This is a genomic window from Roseateles sp. P5_E1 (genome assembly GCF_054049335.1).
In genome coordinates this window covers 1-21,789 of the sequence record NZ_JBFUMN010000073.1, presented here as the reverse complement: position 1 = coordinate 21,789, position 21,789 = coordinate 1, and the positions used below count along the sequence as shown (strand labels likewise).

General features: G+C 66.0%; 23 protein-coding genes, 2 tRNA genes and 1 riboswitch. Of the genes, 19 read left to right on the top strand and 6 right to left on the bottom strand.

The genetic code is table 11. From position 1 onward, the window contains the following. Positions 1 to 2,046: GAF domain-containing protein (locus tag ACXJKJ_RS27820; protein ID WP_457394175.1), on the bottom strand; the 2,046-nt coding region annotated here is incomplete at its 3' end. Positions 2,047 to 2,255: 209 nt separating this feature from the next. On the opposite strand from ACXJKJ_RS27820, the gene ACXJKJ_RS27815 reads away from it, so the two are divergent. From ACXJKJ_RS27815 to ACXJKJ_RS27760, 12 genes are all read left to right on the top strand, one after another. Next, a complete protein-coding gene (locus ACXJKJ_RS27815) occupies positions 2,256 to 2,831 on the top strand; it encodes an outer membrane beta-barrel protein (protein WP_457394172.1) in 576 nt (191 codons plus the stop codon). Between the two features lie 229 nt (positions 2,832 to 3,060). Next, positions 3,061 to 3,618, top strand: coding sequence for an outer membrane beta-barrel protein (locus tag ACXJKJ_RS27810; RefSeq protein WP_056194856.1), 558 nt, complete (start codon positions 3,061 to 3,063; stop codon positions 3,616 to 3,618). Positions 3,619 to 3,688: 70 nt separating this feature from the next. After that, positions 3,689 to 4,612 carry a DNA-binding protein YbiB gene (gene ybiB / locus ACXJKJ_RS27805; RefSeq protein ID WP_457394169.1) on the top strand — a complete coding sequence of 308 codons (924 nt, stop codon included), beginning with the start codon at positions 3,689 to 3,691 and terminating at the stop codon, positions 4,610 to 4,612. 114 nt (positions 4,613 to 4,726) lie between these two features. Then, a complete protein-coding gene (locus ACXJKJ_RS27800) occupies positions 4,727 to 5,494 on the top strand; it encodes a sulfite exporter TauE/SafE family protein (protein ID WP_457394181.1) in 768 nt (255 codons plus the stop codon). 2 nt (positions 5,495 to 5,496) lie between these two features. Next, positions 5,497 to 7,212 (top strand): nitrite/sulfite reductase, encoded by a 1,716-nt coding sequence (locus ACXJKJ_RS27795; protein ID WP_457394166.1) that lies wholly within the window; start codon positions 5,497 to 5,499, stop codon positions 7,210 to 7,212. Between the two features lie 5 nt (positions 7,213 to 7,217). Next, entirely contained in the window at positions 7,218 to 7,712 is a 495-nt protein-coding gene (locus tag ACXJKJ_RS27790) for a DUF934 domain-containing protein (protein WP_056194847.1), read from the top strand. Positions 7,713 to 7,720: 8 nt separating this feature from the next. After that, the gene (locus tag ACXJKJ_RS27785; protein ID WP_457394178.1) at positions 7,721 to 8,467 is read left to right on the top strand and encodes a phosphoadenylyl-sulfate reductase; all 747 of its coding nucleotides are present in this window, start codon (positions 7,721 to 7,723) and stop codon (positions 8,465 to 8,467) included. Then, on the top strand, positions 8,464 to 9,429 hold the full coding sequence (gene cysD, locus ACXJKJ_RS27780; protein WP_056194845.1) for a sulfate adenylyltransferase subunit CysD: 966 nt from the start codon (positions 8,464 to 8,466) through the stop codon (positions 9,427 to 9,429). The genes ACXJKJ_RS27785 and cysD overlap by 4 nt, the downstream gene beginning before the upstream one ends. A 79-nt stretch (positions 9,430 to 9,508) precedes the next feature. Then, positions 9,509 to 10,795 (top strand): sulfate adenylyltransferase subunit 1, encoded by a 1,287-nt coding sequence (locus ACXJKJ_RS27775; RefSeq protein ID WP_457394163.1) that lies wholly within the window; start codon positions 9,509 to 9,511, stop codon positions 10,793 to 10,795. After that, positions 10,795 to 11,586, top strand: coding sequence for a uroporphyrinogen-III C-methyltransferase (gene cobA, locus ACXJKJ_RS27770; protein WP_457394160.1), 792 nt, complete (start codon positions 10,795 to 10,797; stop codon positions 11,584 to 11,586). The genes ACXJKJ_RS27775 and cobA overlap by 1 nt, the downstream gene beginning before the upstream one ends. Further along, positions 11,583 to 11,906 carry a ferredoxin FdxA gene (gene fdxA, locus ACXJKJ_RS27765; protein ID WP_056194839.1) on the top strand — a complete coding sequence of 108 codons (324 nt, stop codon included), beginning with the start codon at positions 11,583 to 11,585 and terminating at the stop codon, positions 11,904 to 11,906. The genes cobA and fdxA overlap by 4 nt, the downstream gene beginning before the upstream one ends. 16 nt (positions 11,907 to 11,922) lie before the next feature. Then, a complete protein-coding gene (locus tag ACXJKJ_RS27760; protein WP_457394157.1) occupies positions 11,923 to 13,011 on the top strand; it encodes an NAD(P)/FAD-dependent oxidoreductase in 1,089 nt (362 codons plus the stop codon). A 13-nt stretch (positions 13,012 to 13,024) separates the two neighbouring features. Here the strand turns inward: ACXJKJ_RS27760 and ACXJKJ_RS27755 are convergent, their stop codons facing one another. Both ACXJKJ_RS27755 and ACXJKJ_RS27750 read right to left on the bottom strand, forming a co-directional pair. Then, positions 13,025 to 14,293, bottom strand: coding sequence for a type II toxin-antitoxin system HipA family toxin (locus ACXJKJ_RS27755; RefSeq protein ID WP_457394154.1), 1,269 nt, complete (start codon positions 14,291 to 14,293; stop codon positions 13,025 to 13,027). Then, positions 14,283 to 14,552 carry a helix-turn-helix domain-containing protein gene (locus ACXJKJ_RS27750; protein WP_457394151.1) on the bottom strand — a complete coding sequence of 90 codons (270 nt, stop codon included), beginning with the start codon at positions 14,550 to 14,552 and terminating at the stop codon, positions 14,283 to 14,285. Before ACXJKJ_RS27750 ends, ACXJKJ_RS27755 begins: the two co-directional genes overlap by 11 nt. Positions 14,553 to 14,708: 156 nt before the next feature. Further along, positions 14,709 to 14,809: riboswitch (TPP riboswitch) on the top strand. 66 nt (positions 14,810 to 14,875) lie between these two features. On the opposite strand from ACXJKJ_RS27750, the gene ACXJKJ_RS27745 reads away from it, so the two are divergent. The 3 genes from ACXJKJ_RS27745 (at position 14,876) to ACXJKJ_RS27735 (ending at position 17,291) form a co-directional block, all read left to right on the top strand. Beyond that, positions 14,876 to 17,017, top strand: coding sequence for a TonB-dependent siderophore receptor (locus tag ACXJKJ_RS27745; RefSeq protein WP_457394148.1), 2,142 nt, complete (start codon positions 14,876 to 14,878; stop codon positions 17,015 to 17,017). Positions 17,018 to 17,053: 36 nt separating this feature from the next. Then, positions 17,054 to 17,129: transfer RNA gene (locus ACXJKJ_RS27740), tRNA-Asn, on the top strand. An 86-nt stretch (positions 17,130 to 17,215) separates the two neighbouring features. Next, a tRNA-Asn gene (locus tag ACXJKJ_RS27735) sits at positions 17,216 to 17,291 on the top strand. 91 nt (positions 17,292 to 17,382) lie between these two features. On the opposite strand, the gene ACXJKJ_RS27730 is transcribed toward ACXJKJ_RS27735, so the two are convergent. Beyond that, positions 17,383 to 17,739, bottom strand: coding sequence for a hypothetical protein (locus ACXJKJ_RS27730; protein WP_457394184.1), 357 nt, complete (start codon positions 17,737 to 17,739; stop codon positions 17,383 to 17,385). Positions 17,740 to 18,055: 316 nt separating this feature from the next. On the opposite strand from ACXJKJ_RS27730, the gene ACXJKJ_RS27725 reads away from it, so the two are divergent. Both ACXJKJ_RS27725 and ACXJKJ_RS27720 read left to right on the top strand, forming a co-directional pair. Then, entirely contained in the window at positions 18,056 to 18,769 is a 714-nt protein-coding gene (locus tag ACXJKJ_RS27725; RefSeq protein WP_457394146.1) for a PEP-CTERM sorting domain-containing protein, read from the top strand. Positions 18,770 to 18,882: 113 nt separating this feature from the next. After that, positions 18,883 to 19,455 carry a hypothetical protein gene (locus tag ACXJKJ_RS27720; RefSeq protein WP_457394143.1) on the top strand — a complete coding sequence of 191 codons (573 nt, stop codon included), beginning with the start codon at positions 18,883 to 18,885 and terminating at the stop codon, positions 19,453 to 19,455. Positions 19,456 to 19,577: 122 nt separating this feature from the next. Here the strand turns inward: ACXJKJ_RS27720 and ACXJKJ_RS27715 are convergent, their stop codons facing one another. After that, positions 19,578 to 19,796 carry a hypothetical protein gene (locus ACXJKJ_RS27715; RefSeq protein ID WP_457394140.1) on the bottom strand — a complete coding sequence of 73 codons (219 nt, stop codon included), beginning with the start codon at positions 19,794 to 19,796 and terminating at the stop codon, positions 19,578 to 19,580. Positions 19,797 to 19,867: 71 nt separating this feature from the next. Between ACXJKJ_RS27715 and ACXJKJ_RS27710 the strand changes: the two genes are divergently transcribed. Beyond that, positions 19,868 to 20,209, top strand: a complete 342-nt coding sequence (locus ACXJKJ_RS27710) for a zinc ribbon domain-containing protein YjdM (protein WP_457394137.1) — start codon at positions 19,868 to 19,870, stop codon at positions 20,207 to 20,209. A gap of 382 nt (positions 20,210 to 20,591) precedes the next feature. Further along, positions 20,592 to 21,224: a PEP-CTERM sorting domain-containing protein gene (locus ACXJKJ_RS27705; RefSeq protein WP_457394134.1), complete on the top strand. Its 633-nt coding sequence runs from the start codon at positions 20,592 to 20,594 to the stop codon at positions 21,222 to 21,224. A 37-nt stretch (positions 21,225 to 21,261) separates the two neighbouring features. On the opposite strand, the gene ACXJKJ_RS27700 is transcribed toward ACXJKJ_RS27705, so the two are convergent. Then, on the bottom strand, positions 21,262 to 21,789 hold a 528-nt coding region (locus ACXJKJ_RS27700), incomplete at its 5' end, for a PEP-CTERM sorting domain-containing protein (RefSeq protein WP_457394131.1).

The following is a 21,789-nucleotide window of genomic DNA, read 5'->3' as shown; positions in this document are numbered from 1 at the left end:
GTTGTAGATCGTCTCCAGCTTGGTGGCCTTGTCGACGACGTACTCCGGCGTGGTGACCTTGCCGCAGTCGTGCAACCAGGCGGCGATGTGCAGCGCCTCCCACTGGTCAGCGTCCATCGTGAAACCGGCGTACGGCCCCTCGGTCGCCTCGCAGGAGGCCTGGGCCAGCATCTTGGTCAGCTCGGGCACACGCTGGCAATGGCCGCCGGTATAGGGGCTCTTGGCGTCGATGGCGCCGGCAACGAGCTGGATGAAGCTCTCCAGCAGCTCCTTGCGCGCGCGCAGCAGCAGCTGGTTGTCGATGGCCACGGCGGCCGTGCCCGACAGCGCACTGACAAAGGCCACGCGTGCGGCGCCCAGTGGTTCGGACGGCCCATCGGCCGACAGCGGGAAGGTCAGCGTCAGCGTGCCGATGGTCTCGTGCTGGCTGTTCTTCAGCGGCAGGGCCAGCAGGCGCATCTTGGCGACGCCCAGGGCGGCGAACAGCCGCTGGTAGGCGGCCAGGTGGGTCGGGTTGTCCCAGCTCAGATCGATCTCGACCGGTGCGTTCGTCTGCAGGGCACGCACCGGCGCGGCGACGCTGTCGGGCACGTTCACCTGCCAGGTCAGGCCGCGGCGCGACGCGGTCTCGCCACGCACGCGCGAAGCCGCGGGCTCCAGCGTCTGGCCATCGGCCGACAGCAGGTGGACCGAGCCGCCACTGGCGCCGGCCACGGCGATGGTCTCGCGCAGGATGAGGTCGAGCAGGGTGTCGAAATCTCGCTCGGCACTCAGCGCGTTGCTGATGTCGAGAAAGCGCCGCAGCGAATGCTTCATCGCCGTCATCGCGATGGCCAGGCGGTCGACCTCGCGGATCAGGCTGCGTTGGGGATCGGGCCCGTCGAACTCGAAACGCTCGATCGCCTCGGCCTGGCGGGCCAGGTTGCGCAGCGGCCGCGACACGCGATCGGCCAGCAGGTGAACCAGGGGCAGCAACAGCAGCATCAATCCCAGCGAGATGTAGAAGCTCTGGCGGCGGCTCTCGATCTGGAAGGCCTGCAGCTCCTCGCGCGGCGCGGCCATCAGCAGCACCAGCGGCGCGCCGGCATCCACGGCGCCCTGCAGCGGCAGCGCATGGCTGACCCATTCGCGCTCGTCGACCGTCTGTATCGGCGTGAGATGACCCTCGCCATCGCGGCGCTGCCAGAGCTCGCGCATCAGCGGTGATGCGTTCTCGGCCACGCGCGGCAGGCCCTGCCCGTCCCTGGGCGGAGCGCCGCGCTCGCGCCGGGCCTCGGCCAGCATCTCACCGCCTTGGGTGGCAATGAGCAGCTCAGCGGAGCGGCTGATCTGCGGCCGCGTCAGCATCTCGCTGAGAGCCTGCAGGCTGACGTCTGCGCCCACGACGGCGCCACCATGAGCCTGGGCCAACGTCACGCCGGGTTCGCCGGTCGTGAAGAACAGATAGGGCGCCGATTGCACGAGCTTGCCTTCGCCGGCCTCGCTCGCCAGCGCGAACCAGGGCCGGGTGCGCGGGTCGAAGTCGTAGTCGGGCCGATCACGGCGCTGCAGCTCGCGCAGCGCTGCGTCGTAGAAGCGGTAGGCGCCACGCGGGGCCGCGCCGCCATCGCGGCTCACGCTTTGCAGGCCGAATGCAGCCTCGGCCGGCGCATCCATGCGCTTGCGTGTTGCCGCATCGACAAGGCGGCGCAACAGCACGAAGGATCCGCCCGAGGTGCCGACATAGACGGCCGACACCGAAGCATTGGCGCGCAGGGCCGCCGCCATCTGCGGCAGCGCAGTCAGGCGCTCGGCCTCGTTGCTGGCCCGGCCCAGGGCGCCGGTCGCCAGCAGGGCCACGCTGACCCGCGCCGGCCGCAGCTCGGTCTCGACGGCCGCCGCGGCCTCGCGGCCGATGCGCCTGGCCGCCGCGCCAGCCTGCTGCAGCATCAGTGCATCGCTGCGTGAGCGCTCGTACAGCAGCAGCACGCTGTACACCAGGGCGACCAGGCCCACCATCAGCAAGCTCAGCGTGATGTAAAGCGTCTTGGGCTTGAGATGCGGCATGGAACCTGAAGGGCAGCAGCGTTGCAGCAGTATCCCCGTGCCGCCAGCACTTTGCCTGCGGTTACCAGACCAGCCGGCAAGAGTGCCCAAGTCCTACAAGTCGAGCCCCCAGCGCCAATGAGGATGGCTTGGCGACGACCGGTCGCATATCGCCGCAGGCCCCACCCGGCGCCTGCGCTCCGATGGATGAAGTAGGAGAGAAGTTCCCCATGAAAAAGATCGCAATCAGCCTTGCCGCCCTCGCCCTGGCCACTGCCGCCCAGGCCCAAACCACCCGTTCCAGCAGCAATGCGGAGCACAACTACGGCCTGTTGTCCCTGGGCCAAGGCCATCTCAACGTCGACTGCACCGGCGTGCAGACCTGCGACAGGAACGCATTCGGTGGCAAGGCCATGTTCGGCCATGCCTTTGGCAATGGCTTTGCAGTCGAAGGCGGCTACACCAATTTCGGCAAATTCCGCGCGTCCCAGGGCGCCGTGGGGCTGAGCGGACGACCCGAAGCCCTGTCGCTGAGCGGCGCCTACACGGCCAACTTGAGCCCTGACTGGGGTCTGGTCGGCCGCCTGGGCGTGGCCCGCGTGCGCACCAAGGTGAACGCAGAGGTCGGCGCGCTGACCGGCTCAAGCAGCGAGAGCAAGACCCAGCCCATCGCTGGCCTCGCCGTCAACTACGCGCTGACGCCGTCGACCCGCGTCGAGCTGGGCGTGGACGCAACGCGGGCCCAGATCCAGGGTGAGCGCCAGAACGTGCGCATGGTGTCGCTGGGTGCGCGCATGGCCTTCTGACGGCCCAAACACGCCGCTGCGAGACCACCCGAGCCGCCTGGCCGCTTAAAGCGCGGTCAGGCGGTTTTTTTCACATCGCCCCCGAGCCGGGGGCATTGCCGTCTCATCCGCGCGACAACGTCATCAAGGGCGTACAGGCGCCGCGAATAGCATGCGCGCCGCCTCAGAAAGGCGCCGAGGCCGGCCACGCCGGTCGGCCCATCCATCAAGAGAAAAAGGGAGTGTTCTCATGAAAAAACAAACCATCGTCCTGGCCGCACTGCTGGCCGCCACCGCTGCCCACGCCGAATCGCAGGCCCACGGTTACATCGGCACCGCCGGTGGCGTCTCGCACGCCAATCTGGACTGCACGGGCTCCACCAGCTGCGACACGAGCGACACCGGCGCCAAGCTGGTGGGCGGCTACAACTTCGGCAACGGCTTCAGCCTGGAAGCCGGCTACATCGCCTTTGGCAAGTTCAAGGCTGCGGACGCCACGATGTCCGTCGCCATCAAGCCGACCGCGCTCATGCTGGGCGCTGCTTTCGCGCTGCCGCTGAGCACCGACTGGGGCATGAACGTCCGCCTGGGCGTCGCCCAGGTGAAGACCCAAGCCAGCGCCACCCTCGGCACGTTGAGCGGCTCCGACTCCGAGAGCAAGGCCAAGGTCTACGCCGGGCTGGGCCTGACCTATGCCATTACCCAGAGCGTCAAGCTGGAGCTGGGCGTCGATTCGACCCAGGCCCAATTCGCTGGCGAAAAGGGCACGCTGCGCCTGGTTTCCCTGGGCGCGATCTTCGCGTTCTGATCGAGAACGCATCCCACTCGAAGGGCCGCCTCGTGCGGCCCTTTCTCATGGCTCTTCCTACACTGCGGCCATGGACTACGCCTCATTGATCAAGGAAATGGGCCGCGGCGCCCGAGGTGCGCGCGATCTGAATCGCGAGCAGGCTGAAGCGCTCTTCGGTGAGATGCTCGACGGCCAGGTGCCCGACATGGAGCTGGGCGCCATGCTGATCGCGCTGCGCGTGAAGGGCGAKAGCGCCGACGAGGTGGCTGGGTTCCTGGCCGCAATGCAGGCACGAACGGCCCGCCTGGCCGCCCCCGACGGCCCGCGCACCGTGCTGCTGCCCAGCTTCAACGGTGCCCGCAAGCAGGCCAATCTGATGCCGCTGGTCGCGCTGCTGCTGGCCCGCGAGGGCGTGCCGGTGCTGATCTTCGGACGGCACGACTTCGACAGCCGCCACAGCCCCTTCGAGTTGCTGGGCGCCCTGGGGCTGCACGCCAGCCCCTCGCTGACCGATGCCCAGACGCGGCTGGCAGGCGACAGATTGGCCGTCCTGCCTTTGCAGATGCTCAACCCTGGCTTGAACAGCTTGATGGCCTTGCGCCCGCGCCTGGGCGTGCGCAACAGCTCCCACAGCCTGGCCAAGCTGCTCGACCCCTTCCCGGTCGGCCGCGGTGTGCGTGTCGTCGCGGTGACTCATCCGGAATACCTGGACAGCATGGCCGCGGCCCTGCCCGGCCTCACGGTGGACGGCGGGCGGGCGCTGCTGATGCGCGCCAGCGAGGGCGAGGCCTATGCCCATCTGCGCCGCAAGGCCCATCTGATCGGTTTCCAGGACGGCGACACCGCGCCCCTGCATCCGGCCGACACGGCGGATCTGGACTGGCCGCTGTCGCCAGCCTGCACGCCAGCCGAGAACGCCGCCCTCATCCGCGCCATGTTGGAGGGCCGCGAAACCGTGCCGCCGCGCATCCTGGAGCAGGTCGCCGCACTGCGGCTTCTCGCCACAAACTGAAGTTGCTTATTCGGCATGGGCATATAGCCCCAAAAATTCTGTAGTTCTTCCGCACCGCAACATTACTTAGAGTCGCGGCCTCGGGTGGCATGGGTCGCCTCAGGGGACAGCGTGCTGGACTGGATTGCGATTGCAAGTGGATTGGGAGTCGGCCTCATCGTCGGGATCACCGGCGTGGGCGGCGGCTCGCTGATGACGCCGTTGCTGCTGTCCGTCTTCAAGCTCAACCCGGCGGTTGCCATCGGCACGGACCTGTGGTTTGCCGCACTGACCAAGATGAGCGGCTCCGTGGCCCACGCCCGGCATGGCCATGTGCAGTGGGCCATCACCCGCCGCCTGCTGACCGGCTCCATCCCTGCGTCCTTGGCCACCGTGGCGTTGATGCACCTGACTGGCGTCACCAAGGGCTGGGCCTCGGCGCTGACCTTTTCGCTGGGCATCGCGCTGTTGCTGACGGCCGTCGTCGTCGCCTTCAAGAAGAGCTGGCTGGCGCTGGGCCTTCGGCTGGAGCGCTGGATTCCCGAAGCCCGCAAGCCGGCGCTGACCATCCTCAGCGGCGCTGTGCTGGGCGTGCTGGTATCACTGTCTTCCATTGGCGCCGGCGCCATCGGCGCGACGCTGATCCTGCTGATCTATCCGCGCATGCAGGCCCGCGACATCGTCGGCACCGATATTGCCCATGCCGTGCCGTTGACGCTGGTCGCTGGCATCGGCCACGCCACGCTGGGCAACGTCAACTGGACGCTGCTGGTGCCGCTGCTCATTGGCTCTTTACCTGGCATCTGGCTGGGCGCCCAATTGACCCGTCGGCTGCCCGACGGCGTCGTGCGCAGCCTGCTCTGCGTTTCTCTTCTGATGGCCGGCTGGAAGGTCATCCACTAACCATGTATCAGTACACCGACTTCGACCGCCGCTTCGTCCACGCCCGCGCCGCGCAATACCGCGACCAGCTCGAGCGCCACCTCGCCGGCACCCTCGGCACCGATGAGTTCCGCGCGCTGCGCCTGCAAAACGGCTGGTACATCCAGCGCCATGCGCCCATGCTGCGCGTGGCCGTGCCCTATGGCGAGCTGTCCTCGCGCCAGCTGCGCCAGCTGGCGCGCATCGCCCGCGAGTACGACCGCCAGCCCGACGGCCCGTTTGCCGGCCAGGGCGGTTATGGCCACTTCACGACGCGCCAGAACCTGCAATACAACTGGATCCCGCTGGTGGACAGCGCCACGGTGATGGAGCTGCTGGCCGAGGTCGACATGCACGGCATCCAGACCAGCGGCAACTGCATCCGCAACATCACCAGTGACGCCTTCGTCGGCATCGCGCCGGACGACATCGTCGATGCCCGCCCCTACTGCGAGATCCTGCGCCAGTGGAGCACGCTGCACCCCGAGTTCGCCCACCTGCCGCGCAAGTTCAAGATCGCCGTCAGCGGCGCTGCCGAAGACCGCGCSGCSATCGGTTGGCATGACATCGGCCTGCAGCTGAAGAAGAACGAGGCCGGCGARGTCGGTTTCCAGGTSTTSGTCGGCGGCGGCATGGGCCGCACGCCTATCCCGGGTGTGGAGATCAACGCCTTTGTGCCCTGGCAGCAGATCCTCGTCTACATCGAGGCCATCGTGCGTTGCTACAACCTGGCCGGCCGCCGCGACAACCTCTACAAGGCCCGCATCAAGATCCTCGTCAAGGCCGAAGGCCAGAAGTTCTTCGATGCGGTCAACGAAGAGTACCGCCGCATCCTGGCCGACGACAACGGCGGCCACGAGCACATCATTCCGCAAGCCGAGCTGGACCGCGTGGCGGCCTGCTTTGTCGACCCGGCCGGCGTCGCGCCCGTCGCCGAGCCCGTGCTCGACACCAGCGACCCGGCTTTCGCACGCTGGCTGGCGCGCAATGTCGACGGCCACCGCGTCGCCGGCTACCGCGCCGTCACGCTCAGCCTCAAGCGCGTCGGCATCGCCCCCGGCGACACGAGCGCCGACGTGATGGACACCGCCGCCGCACTGGCCGACCAGTTCAGCCATGGCGAGCTGCGCGTGACGCACCGCCAGAACCTGGTGCTGCCCTGGGTGAAGGCGTCTGACCTGCCCGAGCTCTTCCAGGCCGCCCGCGCCGCCGGTTTCGCCACGCCCAACGCCCGCCTGCTGACCGACCAGATCGCCTGCCCCGGCGGTGACTTCTGCGCGCTGGCCAACGCCCGCTCGCTGCCGCTGGCCGCCGAAATCGCCGAGCGTTATCAAGACCAGGACGAACTCGAGGACCTCGGCGAGATCGACCTGCACATCAGCGGCTGCATCAACTCCTGCGGCCACCACCACAGCGGCCACATCGGCATCCTCGGCGTCGACAAGGACGGCACCGAGTGGTACCAGCTGACGCTGGGCGGCAGCGACGGCACCGTGCTGTCGGGCACGACGGTGGCCGGCAAGGTCATCGGCCCGAGCTTTGCGGCCGACGAGATCGCCGACGCCATCGATGCCGTCATCGACACCTTCAAGCGCGAGCGCTTGGCTGGAGAACACTTCGTCAACGCGGTGAAGCGCCTGGGCCTCGACCCCTTCAAGACGGCGGCCAACGCCGTTCGCGTCTCGACCGCGAAGGCCTGATCGATATGAAGTTCATCAACGCCACCACCTGCCAATGGAAGCACGCCATCGGCGAAGACGGCCCCAAGCCCGATCCCGATCCGGCGCCCAACCGCCTGCTCTCGCTGGAGCAATGGCATGCCGTGAAGACCCGCTGGCCTGCGAACACGCCGGTCGCCATCGAGTTCCCGAACGATGCCGACATCAACCAGCTCGCTCCCGACCTGGACCGCATCGCCGTTGTCGTGCTCGACTTCCCGAAGTGGACCGACGGCCGCGCCTACAGCCAGGCCCATATCCTGCGCAGCCGCTTCAAGTTCAAGGGCGCCATCCGCGCCCGCGGCGAAGTGCTCGTCGACATGATGCAGTTGCTGGCCCGCACCGGCTTCGATGAGGCTGTCATGCGCGGCGACCAGTCGCAGGCTGCCGCGCAGAAGGCGCTGGACCTGTTTGCGCCCGTCGGCTTCTATCAAGGCGACGTCAGCGAGACCCGCCCTTGGTTCCAGCGGAGCGCGGCGTGAGCGACGAAATGAGCAGCCTGCCCTGGGCCGCTGCGCCCGCGGCCGGCAATGCCATTGGCCTCTATGCCAAATGGACGCCCGCGCTGGACGCCAAGATCGAAGCCGCGCTGCAGCGCCTGCGCGAAGCCAGCATCGAGCATGGCGACGGCCTCGTGCAGAGCAGCAGCCTGGGTGTGGAAGACATGGTCATCACCGACCTGATCGCCCGCACCCAGCTGCCCATCGCCATCGCGACGCTGGACACCGGCAAGCTGCACCCGGAGACGCTGGCCCTGCTGCCGCGCATCCGGGAACGCTACGGCCGCGAGGTCGAGGTCTTCAAGCCGGTGGCCGACGCCGTCATCCAGTTCGTCCGCAAGGAGGGCGAGGAGGCGATGTACAAGAGCATCGAGTTGCGCAAGGCCTGCTGCGGCCTGCGCAAGATGGAGCCCCTGGGCCGCATGCTGAAGGGCCGTTCGGCCTGGATCACCGGCCTGCGCCGCGAACAGAGCGGCGCGCGTGGCGACGTGGCCTTCGACGAAGACGACGGCAATGGCCGCCGCAAGATCAGCCCCATCGCCGACTGGACCTGGGCCGAGGTCTGGGCCTATGTAGAAAAATACGCGGTTCCGTACAACCCACTGCATGACCAGTTCATGCCCTCGATCGGCTGCGCACCCTGCACGCGCGCCATTGCGGTCGGTGAAGACTTCAGAGCYGGCCGCTGGTGGTGGGAAGACTCCACCAAGGAATGCGGCCTGCACGCCAAATCATGAATGCTGCTGTGAAACCCGAACAACTCATCGCCGACGTCGACCACGCCCATCTGGATGCGTTGGAAGAGGAAGCCATTTTCATCCTGCGCGAGGTGGCCGCGAGCTTCGAGCGCCCTGCCCTGCTCTTCTCGGGCGGCAAGGACAGCTGCGTCGTGCTGCGCCTGGCCGAGAAGGCCTTCAAGATGAAGAACGCGGCGCACCCGAGCGGCTACTCGGGCAGCCTGCCCTTCCCGCTGGTGCACATCGACACCGGCCACAACTTCCCCGAAGTCATCACCTTCCGTGACCAGCGCGTCGCCGACATGGGCGAGCGCCTGGTTGTTGGTCACCTCGAAGACTCGATGGCCAAAGGCACGATTCGGCTCTCCCACCCGCTGGAAAGCCGCAACGGCCACCAGACGGTGACGCTGCTGGAGACCATCGAGGAGCACAAGTTCGACTGCCTGATCGGCGGCGCCCGCCGCGATGAGGAAAAGGCGCGCGCCAAGGAGCGCATCTTCAGCCATCGCGACAGCTTCGGCCAATGGCAGCCCAAGGAGCAGCGCCCCGAGCTGTGGACGCTGTTCAACACGCGCATCCGCCCGGGCGAGCACTTCCGCTGCTTCCCCATCAGCAACTGGACCGAGCTGGACGTCTGGCTCTACATCGCCCGCGAGAACATCCCGCTGCCGCAGATGTACTTCGCGCACGAGCGCCAGGTCATCCGCCGCAAGGGTCTGCTGGTGCCGCTGACCGACGTGACGCCGCCGGAAGAAGGCGAAACCGTCGAGACCGCCACCGTGCGTTTCCGCACCGTCGGCGACATGACCTGCACCTGCCCGGTCGAGAGCCCCGCCGCCAACGCGAGCGAGGTCGTGGCCGAGACGCTGACCGTCACCGTCAGCGAACGCGGCGCCACGCGCATGGACGACCGCACCAGTGAAGCTTCCATGGAGAAGCGCAAGAAGGAAGGGTACTTTTAATGACCGCCCCCACGTTCACTTTGTTCACTGCCCCCCGAGGGGGCGTCGCGGCCCTTCGGGCGGCCGGGCGGGCCGCGCGATGAAGGCGCTGCGATTCCTCACGGCGGGCTCCGTCGACGACGGCAAGTCCACGCTGATCGGCCGCCTGCTGTTCGACGGCCAGGCCATCCTGGCCGACCAGCTCGACACGCTGGAGCGCCGCGCCGCCGGCCGCCCCATCGACCTGAGCCTGCTGACCGACGGCCTCGAGGCCGAGCGCGAGCAGGGCATCACCATCGACGTGGCTTACCGCTACTTCGCCACCAAGACGCGCAAGTTCATCATTGCCGACGCCCCTGGCCATGAGCAGTACACCCGCAATATGGTCACGGCCGCAGCCGGCAGCGATGCCGCCGTCGTGCTGGTGGACATCACCAAACTGGACCTGACGCAGGACGAGGTGGTGCTGCTGCCGCAGACGCGGCGCCACTCGCTGCTGGCCCAATTGCTGCGCGTGCCGAGCATCGTCTTCGCCATCAACAAGATCGACGCGCTGGACGACGCCGGTGCGGGCTTTGCCAAAGTCAAGACGGCGCTGGACAAGTTCGCCGCCGCCGCTGGCCTGAACGTGGCCGCCACCGTGCCGGTGAGCGCCCTGCGTGGCGACAACGTCACCCAGCCGCTGGATGCGCCCTGGTGGAACGGCGAGAGCCTGCTGCAGGTGCTGGAGCGCCTGCCCACGCTGAGCGAGCGCGCCGACGCGCCGCTGAGCCTGCCCGTGCAATACGTGCAGAAGGACGCCTACCAATCCAAGGGCACCGGCGTGCAGCCACGCGTGCTGTGGGGCCGCATCGCCCACGGTGCCGTCAAGGCGGGCGACACCATCGAGGTGCTGCCGTCGAAGCAGACGGCCGTCGTGTCCGAAGTCCGCCTGGCCGGCGAGGCCGTGCCCAGCGCCGAAGCCGGCGACTCGGCCGGCCTGGTGCTGGACCGCCAACTCGACGTCAGCCGCGGCGACTGGATCGTCACGCCCGGCAGCGCTGCGGTCACCAAGAACTTCTCTGCAACGCTGGCCTGGCTGGACACCGAGGCCGCCAAGCCCGGCCGCAAGTACTGGGTGCGCCACGGCAACCGTTGGGTGCAGGCGCGCATCTCGGCCATCGACTCGGTGCTGGACATCAACACGCTGACGCCGCAGGACGCGCACGAACTGCCCGTCAACACCATCGGCCGTGTGCAGATGGAAGTGCAGCACGAGCTGCCCGTCGAGCCCTTCGTGGACAACCGCGTCGGCGGTGCGCTGATCGTCGTCGACCCCGCCAGCCACCGCACCAGCGGTGCGCTGCTGGTGGACGTGCAAGCCGCTCCGGCGGAAGAGGCCTGGTAATGACTGCCGGCAAGGTGATCTTCGTCAGCGCCGGCCCCGGCGCCGCCGACCTGATCACGCTGCGCGGCGCGCGGGCGCTGGGCCAGGCCGATATCGTGCTGGCCGACGCGCTGGCCGACCCGGCCCTGCGCGACCTGGCGCCGCAAGCCAAGTGGATCTCGGTCGGCAAGCGCGGCTTTGAGCATTCGGCCAAGCAGACCGAGATCAATGCGCTGCTCGTCAAGGCCGCGCAGGAGCACGCCCTCGTCGTGCGGCTGAAGGGTGGCGACGCCAGCGTCTTCGGCCGCCTGGAAGAAGAACTCATCGCGCTGGCCGAGGCCGGCATCGCCAGTGAAGTCGTCCCTGGCGTGACCGCGGCTCTTGCCGCCGCCGCCCAGGCACAACGCCCGCTGACCCGCCGCGGCCGAGGCCGCAGCGTGTCGCTGACGACGGCGATGACCGAGGCCGGCGAACTGCATGCCGCGCAAAGCGCCGACACCGAGGTCTTCTACATGGCCGGCCGCCAGTTGGCCGCGCTTGGCCGCCAGTTGCTGGCCGCCGGCTGGGCGCCGGACACGCCGACGCTGGTCGTCAGCCGTGCCGGCTGTGCCGATGCCATCACCAGCGAGCACGCGCTGGCTGACCTCGCCCACGCGGCCCTGCTGCACCGCGGCCGCCCCACGGTCGTCACGGTCGGGACAGGAGCCAGCCGCGTCCACGCGCAGGATCAAAACCACGCCGACCCTAAAATCGTCGTTTCGCCCGAATCATTGCCCATCGGGGCGCCCCTTACTTCCCAGAGCCGCTCATGACCCACGTCGTCACCGAAGCCTGCATCCGCTGCAAATACACCGACTGCGTCGACGTCTGCCCGGTCGACTGCTTCCGCGAAGGCCCGAACTTCCTCACCATCGACCCCGATGAGTGCATCGATTGCGCGGTCTGCATTCCCGAATGCCCCGTCAACGCGATCCTGCCCGAGGAGGACGTGCCCGGCGATCAGATCCACATGATCAAGATCAACGCCGACCTCGCCAAGGGCTGGCCCAGCATCACCAAGCGCAAGCCTGCGCTGCCGGACGCCGACGAGTGGAAAGACAAGACGGGCAAGCTGCCCGAGCTGATCCGCTGAGCTTTCTTCTCTCCTCATGCAGGCAGCAGTACAGATCAGGCCCGATGCGATTCACACCGACGCCGTCATCGTCGGCGCCGGGCCGGTAGGCCTGTTCCAGGTCTTCGAACTCGGCCTGCTGGAGATCAAGGCCCACATCATCGACAGCTTGGCCTATCCCGGCGGCCAGTGCATCGAGCTCTACCCCGACAAGCCCATCTACGACATCCCGGCCGTGCCCGTGTGCACCGGCAAGGAGCTGACCGACAACCTGCTCAGGCAGATCCAGCCCTTCGGCGCGACCTTCCACCTGGGCCAGGAAGTCACCGTCGTGCAAAAGCAGGACGATGGCCGCTTTCTGATCGAGACCAGCAAAGGCACGCAGCTGCTGGCCAAGGCTGTCTTCATCGCCGGCGGCGTCGGAAGCTTTCAGCCGCGCACGCTGAAGGTCGACGGTGTCGAGCCCTACGAGGGCACGCAGGTCCACTACCGCGTCAAGGCACCGAACCAGTTCGCCGRCAAGAACCTGCTCATCATCGGCGGCGGTGATTCGGCCCTGGACTGGGCGCTGAACTTCTGCGCCGCCAATCCCGACGGCAACCCGCACAAGGCTGAGAGCGTCATCCTCGTGCACCGTCGCGACGAGTTCCGCGCCGCGCCGGCGAGCGTGGCCAAGATGCGCGCACTCTGCGACGCGATGGAGATGCAGTTCATCGTCGGCCAGGCCACCGGCATTGACGAAGCGAACGGGCAACTGACCGGCGTCAAGATCACCGGCAACGACGGCATCACGCGCGTCGTGCCGTGCGACCAGGTGCTGGCCTTCTTTGGCCTGTCACCGAAGCTCGGCCCCATCGCCGAGTGGGGCCTGGCGCTGGAGCGCAAGCAGATCGTCGTCGACACCGAGAAGTTCGAGACCAGCGTGCCGGGCATCTTTGCCGTCGGCGACGTCAACACCTACCCGGGCAAGAAAAAGCTCATCCTGAGCGGCTTCCACGAGACCGCGCTGGCGGCATTCGGCGCGGCGCCGTATGTGTTTCCGGACAAGCGCATTCATCTGCAGTACACGACGACCAGCCCCAARCTGCACAAGGTGCTAGGCGTGGAGTCGCCGGTGTTCGACTGAGCCAGTGAAACCCTCACTGCAAGCCGCCCGAGGGCGGCTTTGTTTCGCGCTCGCCATAGGCCAGACCCGACTGCCACACCTCCCGCATGCTTGACAGCAGCTCGCGCGGGATGCGTTCGTCGGACTTCGCTTCCTGCAGCGCCTGCTGCATGCCCTGCGCCAGGCGTTGAAGCACGGTGGCCGGCGCCTTCACATTGCAAACCTTGGCGCCAAAGGCGAGCAGTTCCTGAGTCGTCGGATAGGCCTTGCTCGTGTGCTTGCCGGCAAAGAGCTTGAGCGCCAGCGTGCGGTCTTCGAGTTCGGGCCCGCCGGCGTACTGTGTGTAGCGGTAGATGGCCGTTGTGACGACATCGAACATCGGCGCCAGCCAGATGTCGCTCGGCGAGCGGTACAGCAGGCCAAAGTTCTTCAGATGCGCGTCGCCATTGCGGACCATGACGGAGAAGGCGACCTGCTCGAAGAAGCGGTCGAGGTCGGCTTGGGGCAACTGCAGCTGCCTCAGCAGCCCCGCGATGCGCTCGTAGCTGCCGTGGCATTTGCGGTCGGAGAGTGTGTCGCGCACGCGCTGGCCGGATAGCGCTGCGATGTCTTCGAAGCCCAGGCGCTCCACCGTCCCATCCGGCTTCAGAACGGTGTCGAAGCGCTCCAGCACCAGCATCTGGCCGTCGTGCGACAGGTCAAACACCGGCGTAGGGATGCCGCCCAGGTTGGCTGCACGCAGGCACAGGTATTCGTTGGCCGCCAAACCGGGATAGGCCTCGCTCGCCACCTTCACGATGAGCGTGGGAATGGGAACAGCGATCCGCACCTCGGGCACCATGATTTTGGGCTGCATGCCGGCAATGCCCGCGCCGGTGCTCAGATAGGCCGCCACCAGGTCGTTGAACACCTGGGGCGAGTAGGCCATGCCAAGCAGGCTCTCCTTGCTCAGCGGCACCGCTGGCTGCGGCGTGTCAGCACCCGGGATGCGATAGCCGAGGCGACCAATGCCGTTGTCGCCGATGAGGGCGAGCAGGTGCATGGCCGTGGTCTGCTGCTTGGGGAACAACGCCCGGATGCGCATGAACAGATCGCCCTCGGGCAGGTTCTGGTCCATGGGCGGAAAGAGGTCGCCGTCCGTCCACGTGAGCCTGGCCGCCGCCGGCATCAGCAGCGCGACGGAAGGCTGCTCGGCAGACGCCTCCAGGTACCGGAACTCGTAAGTCGACGCCTTGAGCAATTGGCCCGCACCCACGCGCGACCCGATGGACACATCGAGCTGCGCGATGCGCTCAGGCAGCATCGTCATCCTTGTTGAAGGCCGCAGCCACTTCCTCCATCGTCGGCAGGCCCACCGGCTCCAGGCGCATGGCCAGGTTCAGCGAGCGCAACACGTCGAACAGCGACGACACGGAGGCCTCCTCGCCGCCCTCCAGGCGGTAGATCACTTCACGCACCCGCCCCGCCCGCTCGGCCACGGCCTTCTTGCTCAGGCCCAGCGCTTCGCGCCGCTGCCGCAGCAGTTCGCCAAGCTCAGCGGGAAGTCGAATCGTGCCAGTCATGGCTGGCATTTTCTACACGTAGAAAAAATTTGCAAGCCATGGCTTACACAATTGATCGATTAAGGTCCGCTGCGTGGCGGGGCCAGGCCACCGAGCGCGAAGGCTGGAACCCCACGTAACCCTTAGAATCCGGCCCGCGCGCCGCCTCGTGTGGCGCGTCTTCGCTAGGGGTGTTGATGGCTGCTGCCATCGACTGAGACAGTCCCTTTGAACCTGACTGAGGTAATCCTCGCGCAGGGAAGCACGCTGAAAGCCCAGGCCGAATCTTCGTCTCCCGCCTCTGGGCCCTGTCGTTTGCCGACCTGCCATCGCTTTGCAATTCGATGGCAAACCACCGTATTTCTCTTTCCATCCTCGCCGCAGCCTCCGCGCTGCTCGTCACCGGCCTCGCTTCGGCCCAGACCCTGCCCCAGGTCAGCGTGACCGGCAAGGCCACCGAGGCCGTGCCCAGCCTGTCGGGCTTCAACGACCCGCCGGCCAAGCTGCCGATGCAGGCGCTGAGCCTGTCGGCGGAACGGCTGGGCGAGCTTGGCATCAGCCAGCTCTCGGGCATCACCAAGCTCGACGCCTCCATCTCCGACGCCTACAACGCCGTCGGCTACTGGTCGCAGCTCAAGATCCGCGGCTTCGACCTCGACAACCGTTTCAACCTGCGCCGCGACGGCCTGCCCATCACCGGTGAGACGGCGCTGTCGCTGGTCAACAAGTCGGGCATCGAGGTGCTGAAGGGCAGTTCCGGCATGCAGGCCGGCACCAGTTCGCCGGCCGGCATCGTCAACTTCGTCGTCAAGCGCCCGCAGGCCGAGGACGGCACGGCGCTGATGCTCGAAGCCATCCAGGGCGGCTCGGTGCAGGCCAGCGTCGACCACTCGCAGCGCTTTGGCGCCAACCGCGAGTTCGGCTTGCGCGTCAACCTCGCCGCGGCCCACCTGGACCCGACGCTGCGTGACAGCAAGGGCCGCTCGCACACCGCCGCGCTGGCCACCGACTGGCGCATCAGCCTCGACACCCTCGTCGAGGCGGAGGTCGAGTTCAACCGCCAGAGCCAGCCCAGCCAGCAAGGCTTCAGCCTGCTCGGCAACCGCCTGCCCGACGCCAAGAGCGTCGACCCCAACCTGAACCTGAACAACCAGCCCTGGAGCCTGCCCGTCGTCTTCGACAACACGCACGCCTCGCTGCGCGTGCAGCAAAAGCTGGGCAACGACTGGCGCGCCCAGGCGCACCTCGGCATCCAGCGCCTGCGCACCGACGACCGCCTGGCCTACGCCTACGGCTGCAGCGACGCCAATGGCGATTACTACGCCGACCGCTTCTGCCCGGACGGCAGCTACGACCTCTACGACTTCCGCAGCGAGAACGAGCACCGCGACACGACGGCGCTGGACATCTCCGCCAGCGGCCCCGTGCAGCTCGCCGGCCTGCGCCATGACCTCACCGTCGGTGGACTGAGCAGCCAGTTCAAGAGCCGCTTCCAGCGCCAGGCCTACAACTACGCGGGCACCGGCAACGTCGACGGCAGCGCCGTGACGCCCGCCGCGCCCGACTTGACCGGCGAGAACACCAACCGCGACGAGCGCAGCAACGAGCTCTACCTGCGCGACCGCGTCGCCCTGAGCGCCGACACCAGCGCCTGGCTGGGCCTGCGCCACACCCGCCTGCACCGCGAGAGCGTGCGCACGGACGGCTCGCGTGCAACGGATTACTCACAGGGCGTCACCACGCCCTGGATCGCGCTCAGCCATGCGATCGCCAGCGACTGGCTGGTCTACGCCAGTTGGGGCCAGGGCATCGAAAGCGAAGTGGCGCCCAACCGCAAGCGCTTCGTCAATGCCGGCCAGGCGCTGCCCGCGCTGAAGAGCCGCCAGACCGAGATCGGCCTGAAAACCGGCACCCAGCGCGTCGAAGGCTCGCTGACCGTCTTCGACATCCGCCGCCCCGCGTGGCGCGACATCGTGCTGCCCGGCTTCACGGAATGCAGCGCCGACAACAGCTGCGAGCGCCGCGCCGACGGCTATGCCCGCCATCGCGGCGTCGAAGCCAGCGCCGACCTGAAGTGGAGCGGCGGCGGCCTGTTCGCCAGCGCCATGCGCTTACAGGCGCGCCGCCAAGGCAGCGCCGACGCCAGCCTCAACGGCCTGCTGCCACCCAATGTGCCGGAGACCACGCTCAAGGCCCACGTGCGCCAGGACCTGCTGCCTGGCCTGCAAGCCCAGCTTGGCTTGCGCCACGAGGGCAGCCGCTTCGCCACGCCCGACAACAGCATCGCGGTGCCGGCGTGGACTGTGGCCGACGCGGGCCTGCGCTACATGCAGGGCGTGGGCAACCAGACCTGGATCTGGCGCGTGGCCGTCGACAACCTGACCAACCGCCGCGCCTGGCGCGAGTCTCCGTGGCAGTTCGAGCACAGCTACCTCTACCCCCTCGCACCGCGGACTTTCCGCACGAGTCTCGAGGTCCGGCTCTGAGGCCCTCTAAAGAACTGCTATAGTCACGGGCTCTGTTCCTCGATAGCTCAGTCGGTAGAGCGCCGGACTGTTAATCCGTAGGTCCCTGGTTCGAGCCCAGGTCGGGGAGCCACAGAAAACCCGCAAAGGCTGGCCCATCGCCAGCCTTTGCAACAACAGCGAGCCGCAACCGCACGGCAAGCAAAAATACCGATCAATTCCTCGATAGCTCAGTCGGTAGAGCGCCGGACTGTTAATCCGTAGGTCCCTGGTTCGAGCCCAGGTCGGGGAGCCAAATCAGAAGCCTCATTCGCGAAAGCGGATGGGGCTTTTTTCTTGTGGTCGCCCAAAGGAGCCATCAAGGTGCTTTGGACACTCACACCAAGCTATGCCAAAGACAGCTGGTTGCGCACCACCTTGCCCTGCAGCGTCTGCACGGGCACGTCCTCCCCGGCCAGCATCACCGGCGCACACAGCAGGAAGTCCTTCAGCTCAGCGCCGCGGCGGGTACCCTCCACGGCCAGCCGCATCACCTTGCCGGCTGCGCCATCTGAGGGCTTGTGGGCCACGTCGATGAACACGTCCTGCCCGAACACCCGGCCGTCGAAGTTCGACCCCATCTGCTCCAGCATCGCCAGCGTGATCTCGAACCGCCCGTAGCGGGGGTCCGTGAACGAGCCGGTGCGGGTGACAGTCACCCACGAAGGCGTCGCCCCCTCGGCCAGCCCCACCGCCAGCGACAAGAACCGCCCCCGTCCAGGCGCGTCTGGCTCAGCCAGCGAAAAGAGGCACCCCGGCCGCAAGGACCGGAGCGCCGAATGCCCACTGGCCATGGTCTGCCGCAAGAGGTGACATTTGCAGGGGCCCGCGAGCATGAAAAACCCGCCGAGGCGGGTTGCACGGTGTACCGGCAAGGGATAGCGACTAGTGTGTGTAACGCAATGCGCTGGCGTCTTCGCTTGTGCCGAGTCCGACGTCTCTCCCCTAAGCCACTAAGTTAGGTCTTGTATCGAGCGGTTGGCATCTACGAGGATGTCGCTTCAATGACATGGAGGATTCATGCTTCGACTTCTTGCCGCATTTCTTGCACTTACGGTCTCGATTCCGGCCTCAGCAACTCTCGTCTCGATCGACATAACCGGACATTTCAGTTCTACGAGTCAAATCTGGGACAGGAAGCCGGCCGACAACGATTCTTTCGATTTCAATCTATTAGTGAACACCGAAACGCCAGGAACCAGCTTGTCCGATTTTGGCGGCACTCGCTACTTGGTAGGAGGGAATCAAGCTGTAGACGCTGCAGGAATACCGCGCTCCCCTTCCGCCGGTCTTTTCATGCTGTCTGCGGTCAGCGCGGGAACCGGATGGTTGCTTTTTCCTCACGATGAAACGGAAACTTTGATAACCCAAGAACACGATGAAACCTTTGTAACTGCGATAGCCTTCCGTGCGAAATTTGACACCCCCTTTGCGAACCGTCGGTTGACCGGCAGCTTCTTTCTACGAATTCCCGTGACCTATAAATTGCCGATCGGGCTGAACTTGGCAAATGAAGGGACCTATACCGTGGGGAATGTAGCCATTGGGGAAAGTTCGTTCACCTTCTATGACGACTCAGAGTTAGAGGAATCCGTAACCCTTATTCCTGAAACGTTCAAAATCAGCGCAAGTATGGTTCCGGAGCCGGCTAGTTTTGGCCTGCTTGCAGTTGGCACACTCCTGCTGATTTTCATGTTTTCGCGGCGCGCCTCAAAGCGCTCTCGCGCGGTGTGATCGTCCCGGGTGCGGTCACAGCGTCCAGCGCCCACCGAATTACCGGCAGAGGATGGCAAACTTGGTTTATGACCAGATCTGCTGACGAGCTACGCGGGATGCTTAAGGCCCACATGGGCTATCTGCAACGATCGTCTGAGGCCTACGACGCCGGACACCTTGACGAGGCATTCCGGATCGCAAATTCGGTGCGCACCTTGATGCACGACCTGAAGGGAGACGCGCTTTTGACACTGTTGGGCGTCAGAAACAGCGTGCGGTTGCTCTCGACTTGTCCAGTCTTCGACCCGCATCGGCTGATGATCATGAGCGCGGGCCTTTCGATGTTCGTCATGCAGATCGCCAACGGAGAGGCCCGTACCCTCACCACGCCTGTGCTGGGCAACCGACCTCAGCACTTTCACTTCCTCTCGGTCGACGAGTGGTGGACAGAGGGGTATCAGCTCAACTCCGGTATCACGCGCCAAGCGCTTGTTCTGGACGCAGCGAACCGAGACGGCGGAACTCATGTTGGCAATCTACGGCCGGAATATGCAGGCTTGAAGGAAGGCATCTTCACGGCGTTCTCCGATACGGCGGCGGAGGGCTACAAGGAATGGAAGATTGGCGATCAACACTTTTCAGACTTACGCCAAGTCGCATTCGAGCTGCTCAACAGTCCAGACTTGATAGCAGCCGCCTCCTGAGCGTCCTGCGTTCAGAGGCGAGGACGGCGGACATGTTTTCTCCAGGCCAGAAAAAGCCCGCCCTCACTAGGCGGGCTGTGCTGCGGTGGCGGGTGAGGTTTCTGTAGTTCTCGGGAAGGGAATCAGGAACTGAGTCGACGCCGGGTGATAAGCAGTACTCCGAGTCCGGCCAAGAACATCAGCGTCGTCTGAGTTTCAGGAACAGGGCTCAACAAAAAGGCCGTAAAGATATTTCCATCCTTTGTGCCAATTCCGACGATTTGTCCATGGTCATTGATACCACGAACATCACTGACCACCACACCAGAGCCGGGCTCCACCAGATCATTGAGATCTACCATTGCTCCCTTCTCGTAGCAAATCCCTCCCATGACAATGCCGACTTCCCATTCATTCCCCACTGACCCCCCGCATGCCCGCCCTGCCCGCCTGCCCCAAGTGCCAATCCGCCTACACCTACGAGGACGGCGCACAGTTGGTCTGCCCCGAGTGCGGCCATGAGTGGTCGGTCGAGGCAGCTGCTCCGGCCGCCGACGAAGTGCGTGTGATCCGCGACGCGGTGGGCAATGCACTGCAGGACGGCGACACGGTCACCGTCATCAAGGACCTCAAGGTCAAAGGCTCGTCGCTGGTCGTGAAGGTCGGCACCAAGGTCAAGAACATTCGTCTGACGGACGGGGACCACGACATCGACTGCAAGATCGACGGTGTCGGGGCCATGGGGCTGAAGTCGGAGTTCGTGAAGAAGGCGTGATCGCTCACCAGCGCCGACCGGCATCCCGGGCATAGGCCTGTTAATCCGTAGGTCCCTGGTTCGAGCCCAGGTCGGGGAGCCACGAGCGGCGTGATGCATCGCAATGCTTGGTTGAGCGGAAGGATCTGCGGCGCCCCGGCGTCAACAGCGACGTCACCGGCCACGTACTTCCGGGCTTGCACGTTTCCGGATGCCAGGCTAAACGTGGTGACCAACGAGCGTGCTATGGAGGGGCACCCGAGCCGGGCTCCCTTGGTGCATCAAAGATGCTACGCAAGGACGACTTCAGCGCCGCCCCCCGTCCAGTCACTTAGACGTTAGGTGTATGGCGAAGCCCGCCAAGGGCTCACACTGAGGTTGCGTCAGCTCAAAGGAGATCCTCATGGGTAATCTGCGTCGCTTCCTGGCCCGCGCGGCAACTTCAGTCGTCTTGTGCAGCGCAATTGCCCCCGCCCTCGCCACCTGGCATCCGGTGATTGAAGGCGAGTACTTCTCGGACTATGACGCACCTGAAGCGCCGCCGAGCTTCAACGTCTTCCCCGCCGGCATCTACGACCCCACGGTCAATTTCGTCGGGTATGTCGACTGGCAGGCCGATCAGTCCGACACCATCTACTTCAACACTGGCCTTCCTGGCAGCGCGGGATATGCGCTGAGGCAGTTTCGAGCCACCTTCTGGACCAACCCAAACCTCACCTCAGGCAGTCAAGGCCTGCACCTGCTGCTGCGCTCAGCCAACCTATCGAGCCAGCCCCTTCTTTCGATGGACTTGATGACGGACGCTTCGGGCAACGCCGGCATTACCAACGACACCCTCCGGTTGAACTCAGGCGAGCTCTACGCACTGACCATCAGCTCCGTCGGGTCGACAGATTCTGGAGCCGTAGCGACATATTTCCTGGGTCTTTCGATCAGCGAGCCAGTGCCCGAACCCGCAAGTTGGACGCTGCTTCTGTCCGGCGCGGCACTGGTGGCCTTTGCCGTGCGCAGGCGAGCCGCGCCTACGGCTTCATAGTGGCTGGATCAAGACGTAGGCACGCTGCCGACCCAGGTCAACGCTGCGAACGGCGCGCTCTGTGCATCAGCACGGCCAGCCCGAATGCCAGCAGRCCCACGCTGCCCGGCTCAGGAACCGGGCTGGCAAAGGACTTGGCGAAATCGGCGCCGCTGCCTTCGCTCAGCGCAGTAAAGGCGACGGCATTGCCGTTGGCRTCCGTCAGGCCCGAKATGCCASCCCAGGCCACSGTRTGAGACAAATCGGTGCGRAAAGCGGCGTCRCTGGCCGARCTGGCGCCGAACACATAGCCCACCGAGGCAGCCGCGCTCACGGTGCCGGCAAAGTGCAGCGAGATCGGCGTGCCAAAGGCAAAGCTGACRGTGAACGTCTGGCTGCCGAAATCTCCRTTGCTGGACTCGAACAGGGCACCGTTGCCGTTGCGAGAGATCGAATGATCACCATGCCAGGCGGCGCTGGTTGACAAGGGCGACCCCGGCAGATAGCCCGCGTTCAATGTGACGTCGGCCGTCCACTGCCCGATGACGGACCAGTTGCCACTCACGTTGCCGTTGCCGCCGATGCT

What these genes read in the sequence shown, in the direction of transcription:
- ACXJKJ_RS27815 (WP_457394172.1), top strand. Translation starts at nt 2,256, where the DNA reads ATGAAAAAGATCGCAATCAGCCTTGCCGCCCTCGCCCTGGCCACTGCC.
- ACXJKJ_RS27810 (WP_056194856.1), top strand. Translation starts at nt 3,061, where the DNA reads ATGAAAAAACAAACCATCGTCCTGGCCGCACTGCTGGCCGCCACCGCT.
- ACXJKJ_RS27790 (WP_056194847.1), top strand. Translation starts at nt 7,218, where the DNA reads ATGAAGTTCATCAACGCCACCACCTGCCAATGGAAGCACGCCATCGGC.
- cysD (WP_056194845.1), top strand. Translation starts at nt 8,464, where the DNA reads ATGAATGCTGCTGTGAAACCCGAACAACTCATCGCCGACGTCGACCAC.
- ACXJKJ_RS27775 (WP_457394163.1), top strand. Translation starts at nt 9,509, where the DNA reads ATGAAGGCGCTGCGATTCCTCACGGCGGGCTCCGTCGACGACGGCAAG.
- cobA (WP_457394160.1), top strand. Translation starts at nt 10,795, where the DNA reads ATGACTGCCGGCAAGGTGATCTTCGTCAGCGCCGGCCCCGGCGCCGCC.
- fdxA (WP_056194839.1), top strand. Translation starts at nt 11,583, where the DNA reads ATGACCCACGTCGTCACCGAAGCCTGCATCCGCTGCAAATACACCGAC.
- ACXJKJ_RS27755 (WP_457394154.1), bottom strand. Translation starts at nt 14,293, where the DNA reads ATGCTGCCTGAGCGCATCGCGCAGCTCGATGTGTCCATCGGGTCGCGC.
- ACXJKJ_RS27750 (WP_457394151.1), bottom strand. Translation starts at nt 14,552, where the DNA reads ATGACTGGCACGATTCGACTTCCCGCTGAGCTTGGCGAACTGCTGCGG.
- ACXJKJ_RS27745 (WP_457394148.1), top strand. Translation starts at nt 14,876, where the DNA reads ATGGCAAACCACCGTATTTCTCTTTCCATCCTCGCCGCAGCCTCCGCG.
- ACXJKJ_RS27725 (WP_457394146.1), top strand. Translation starts at nt 18,056, where the DNA reads ATGCTTCGACTTCTTGCCGCATTTCTTGCACTTACGGTCTCGATTCCG.
- ACXJKJ_RS27720 (WP_457394143.1), top strand. Translation starts at nt 18,883, where the DNA reads ATGGGCTATCTGCAACGATCGTCTGAGGCCTACGACGCCGGACACCTT.
- ACXJKJ_RS27715 (WP_457394140.1), bottom strand. Translation starts at nt 19,796, where the DNA reads ATGGTAGATCTCAATGATCTGGTGGAGCCCGGCTCTGGTGTGGTGGTC.
- ACXJKJ_RS27710 (WP_457394137.1), top strand. Translation starts at nt 19,868, where the DNA reads ATGCCCGCCCTGCCCGCCTGCCCCAAGTGCCAATCCGCCTACACCTAC.
- ACXJKJ_RS27705 (WP_457394134.1), top strand. Translation starts at nt 20,592, where the DNA reads ATGGGTAATCTGCGTCGCTTCCTGGCCCGCGCGGCAACTTCAGTCGTC.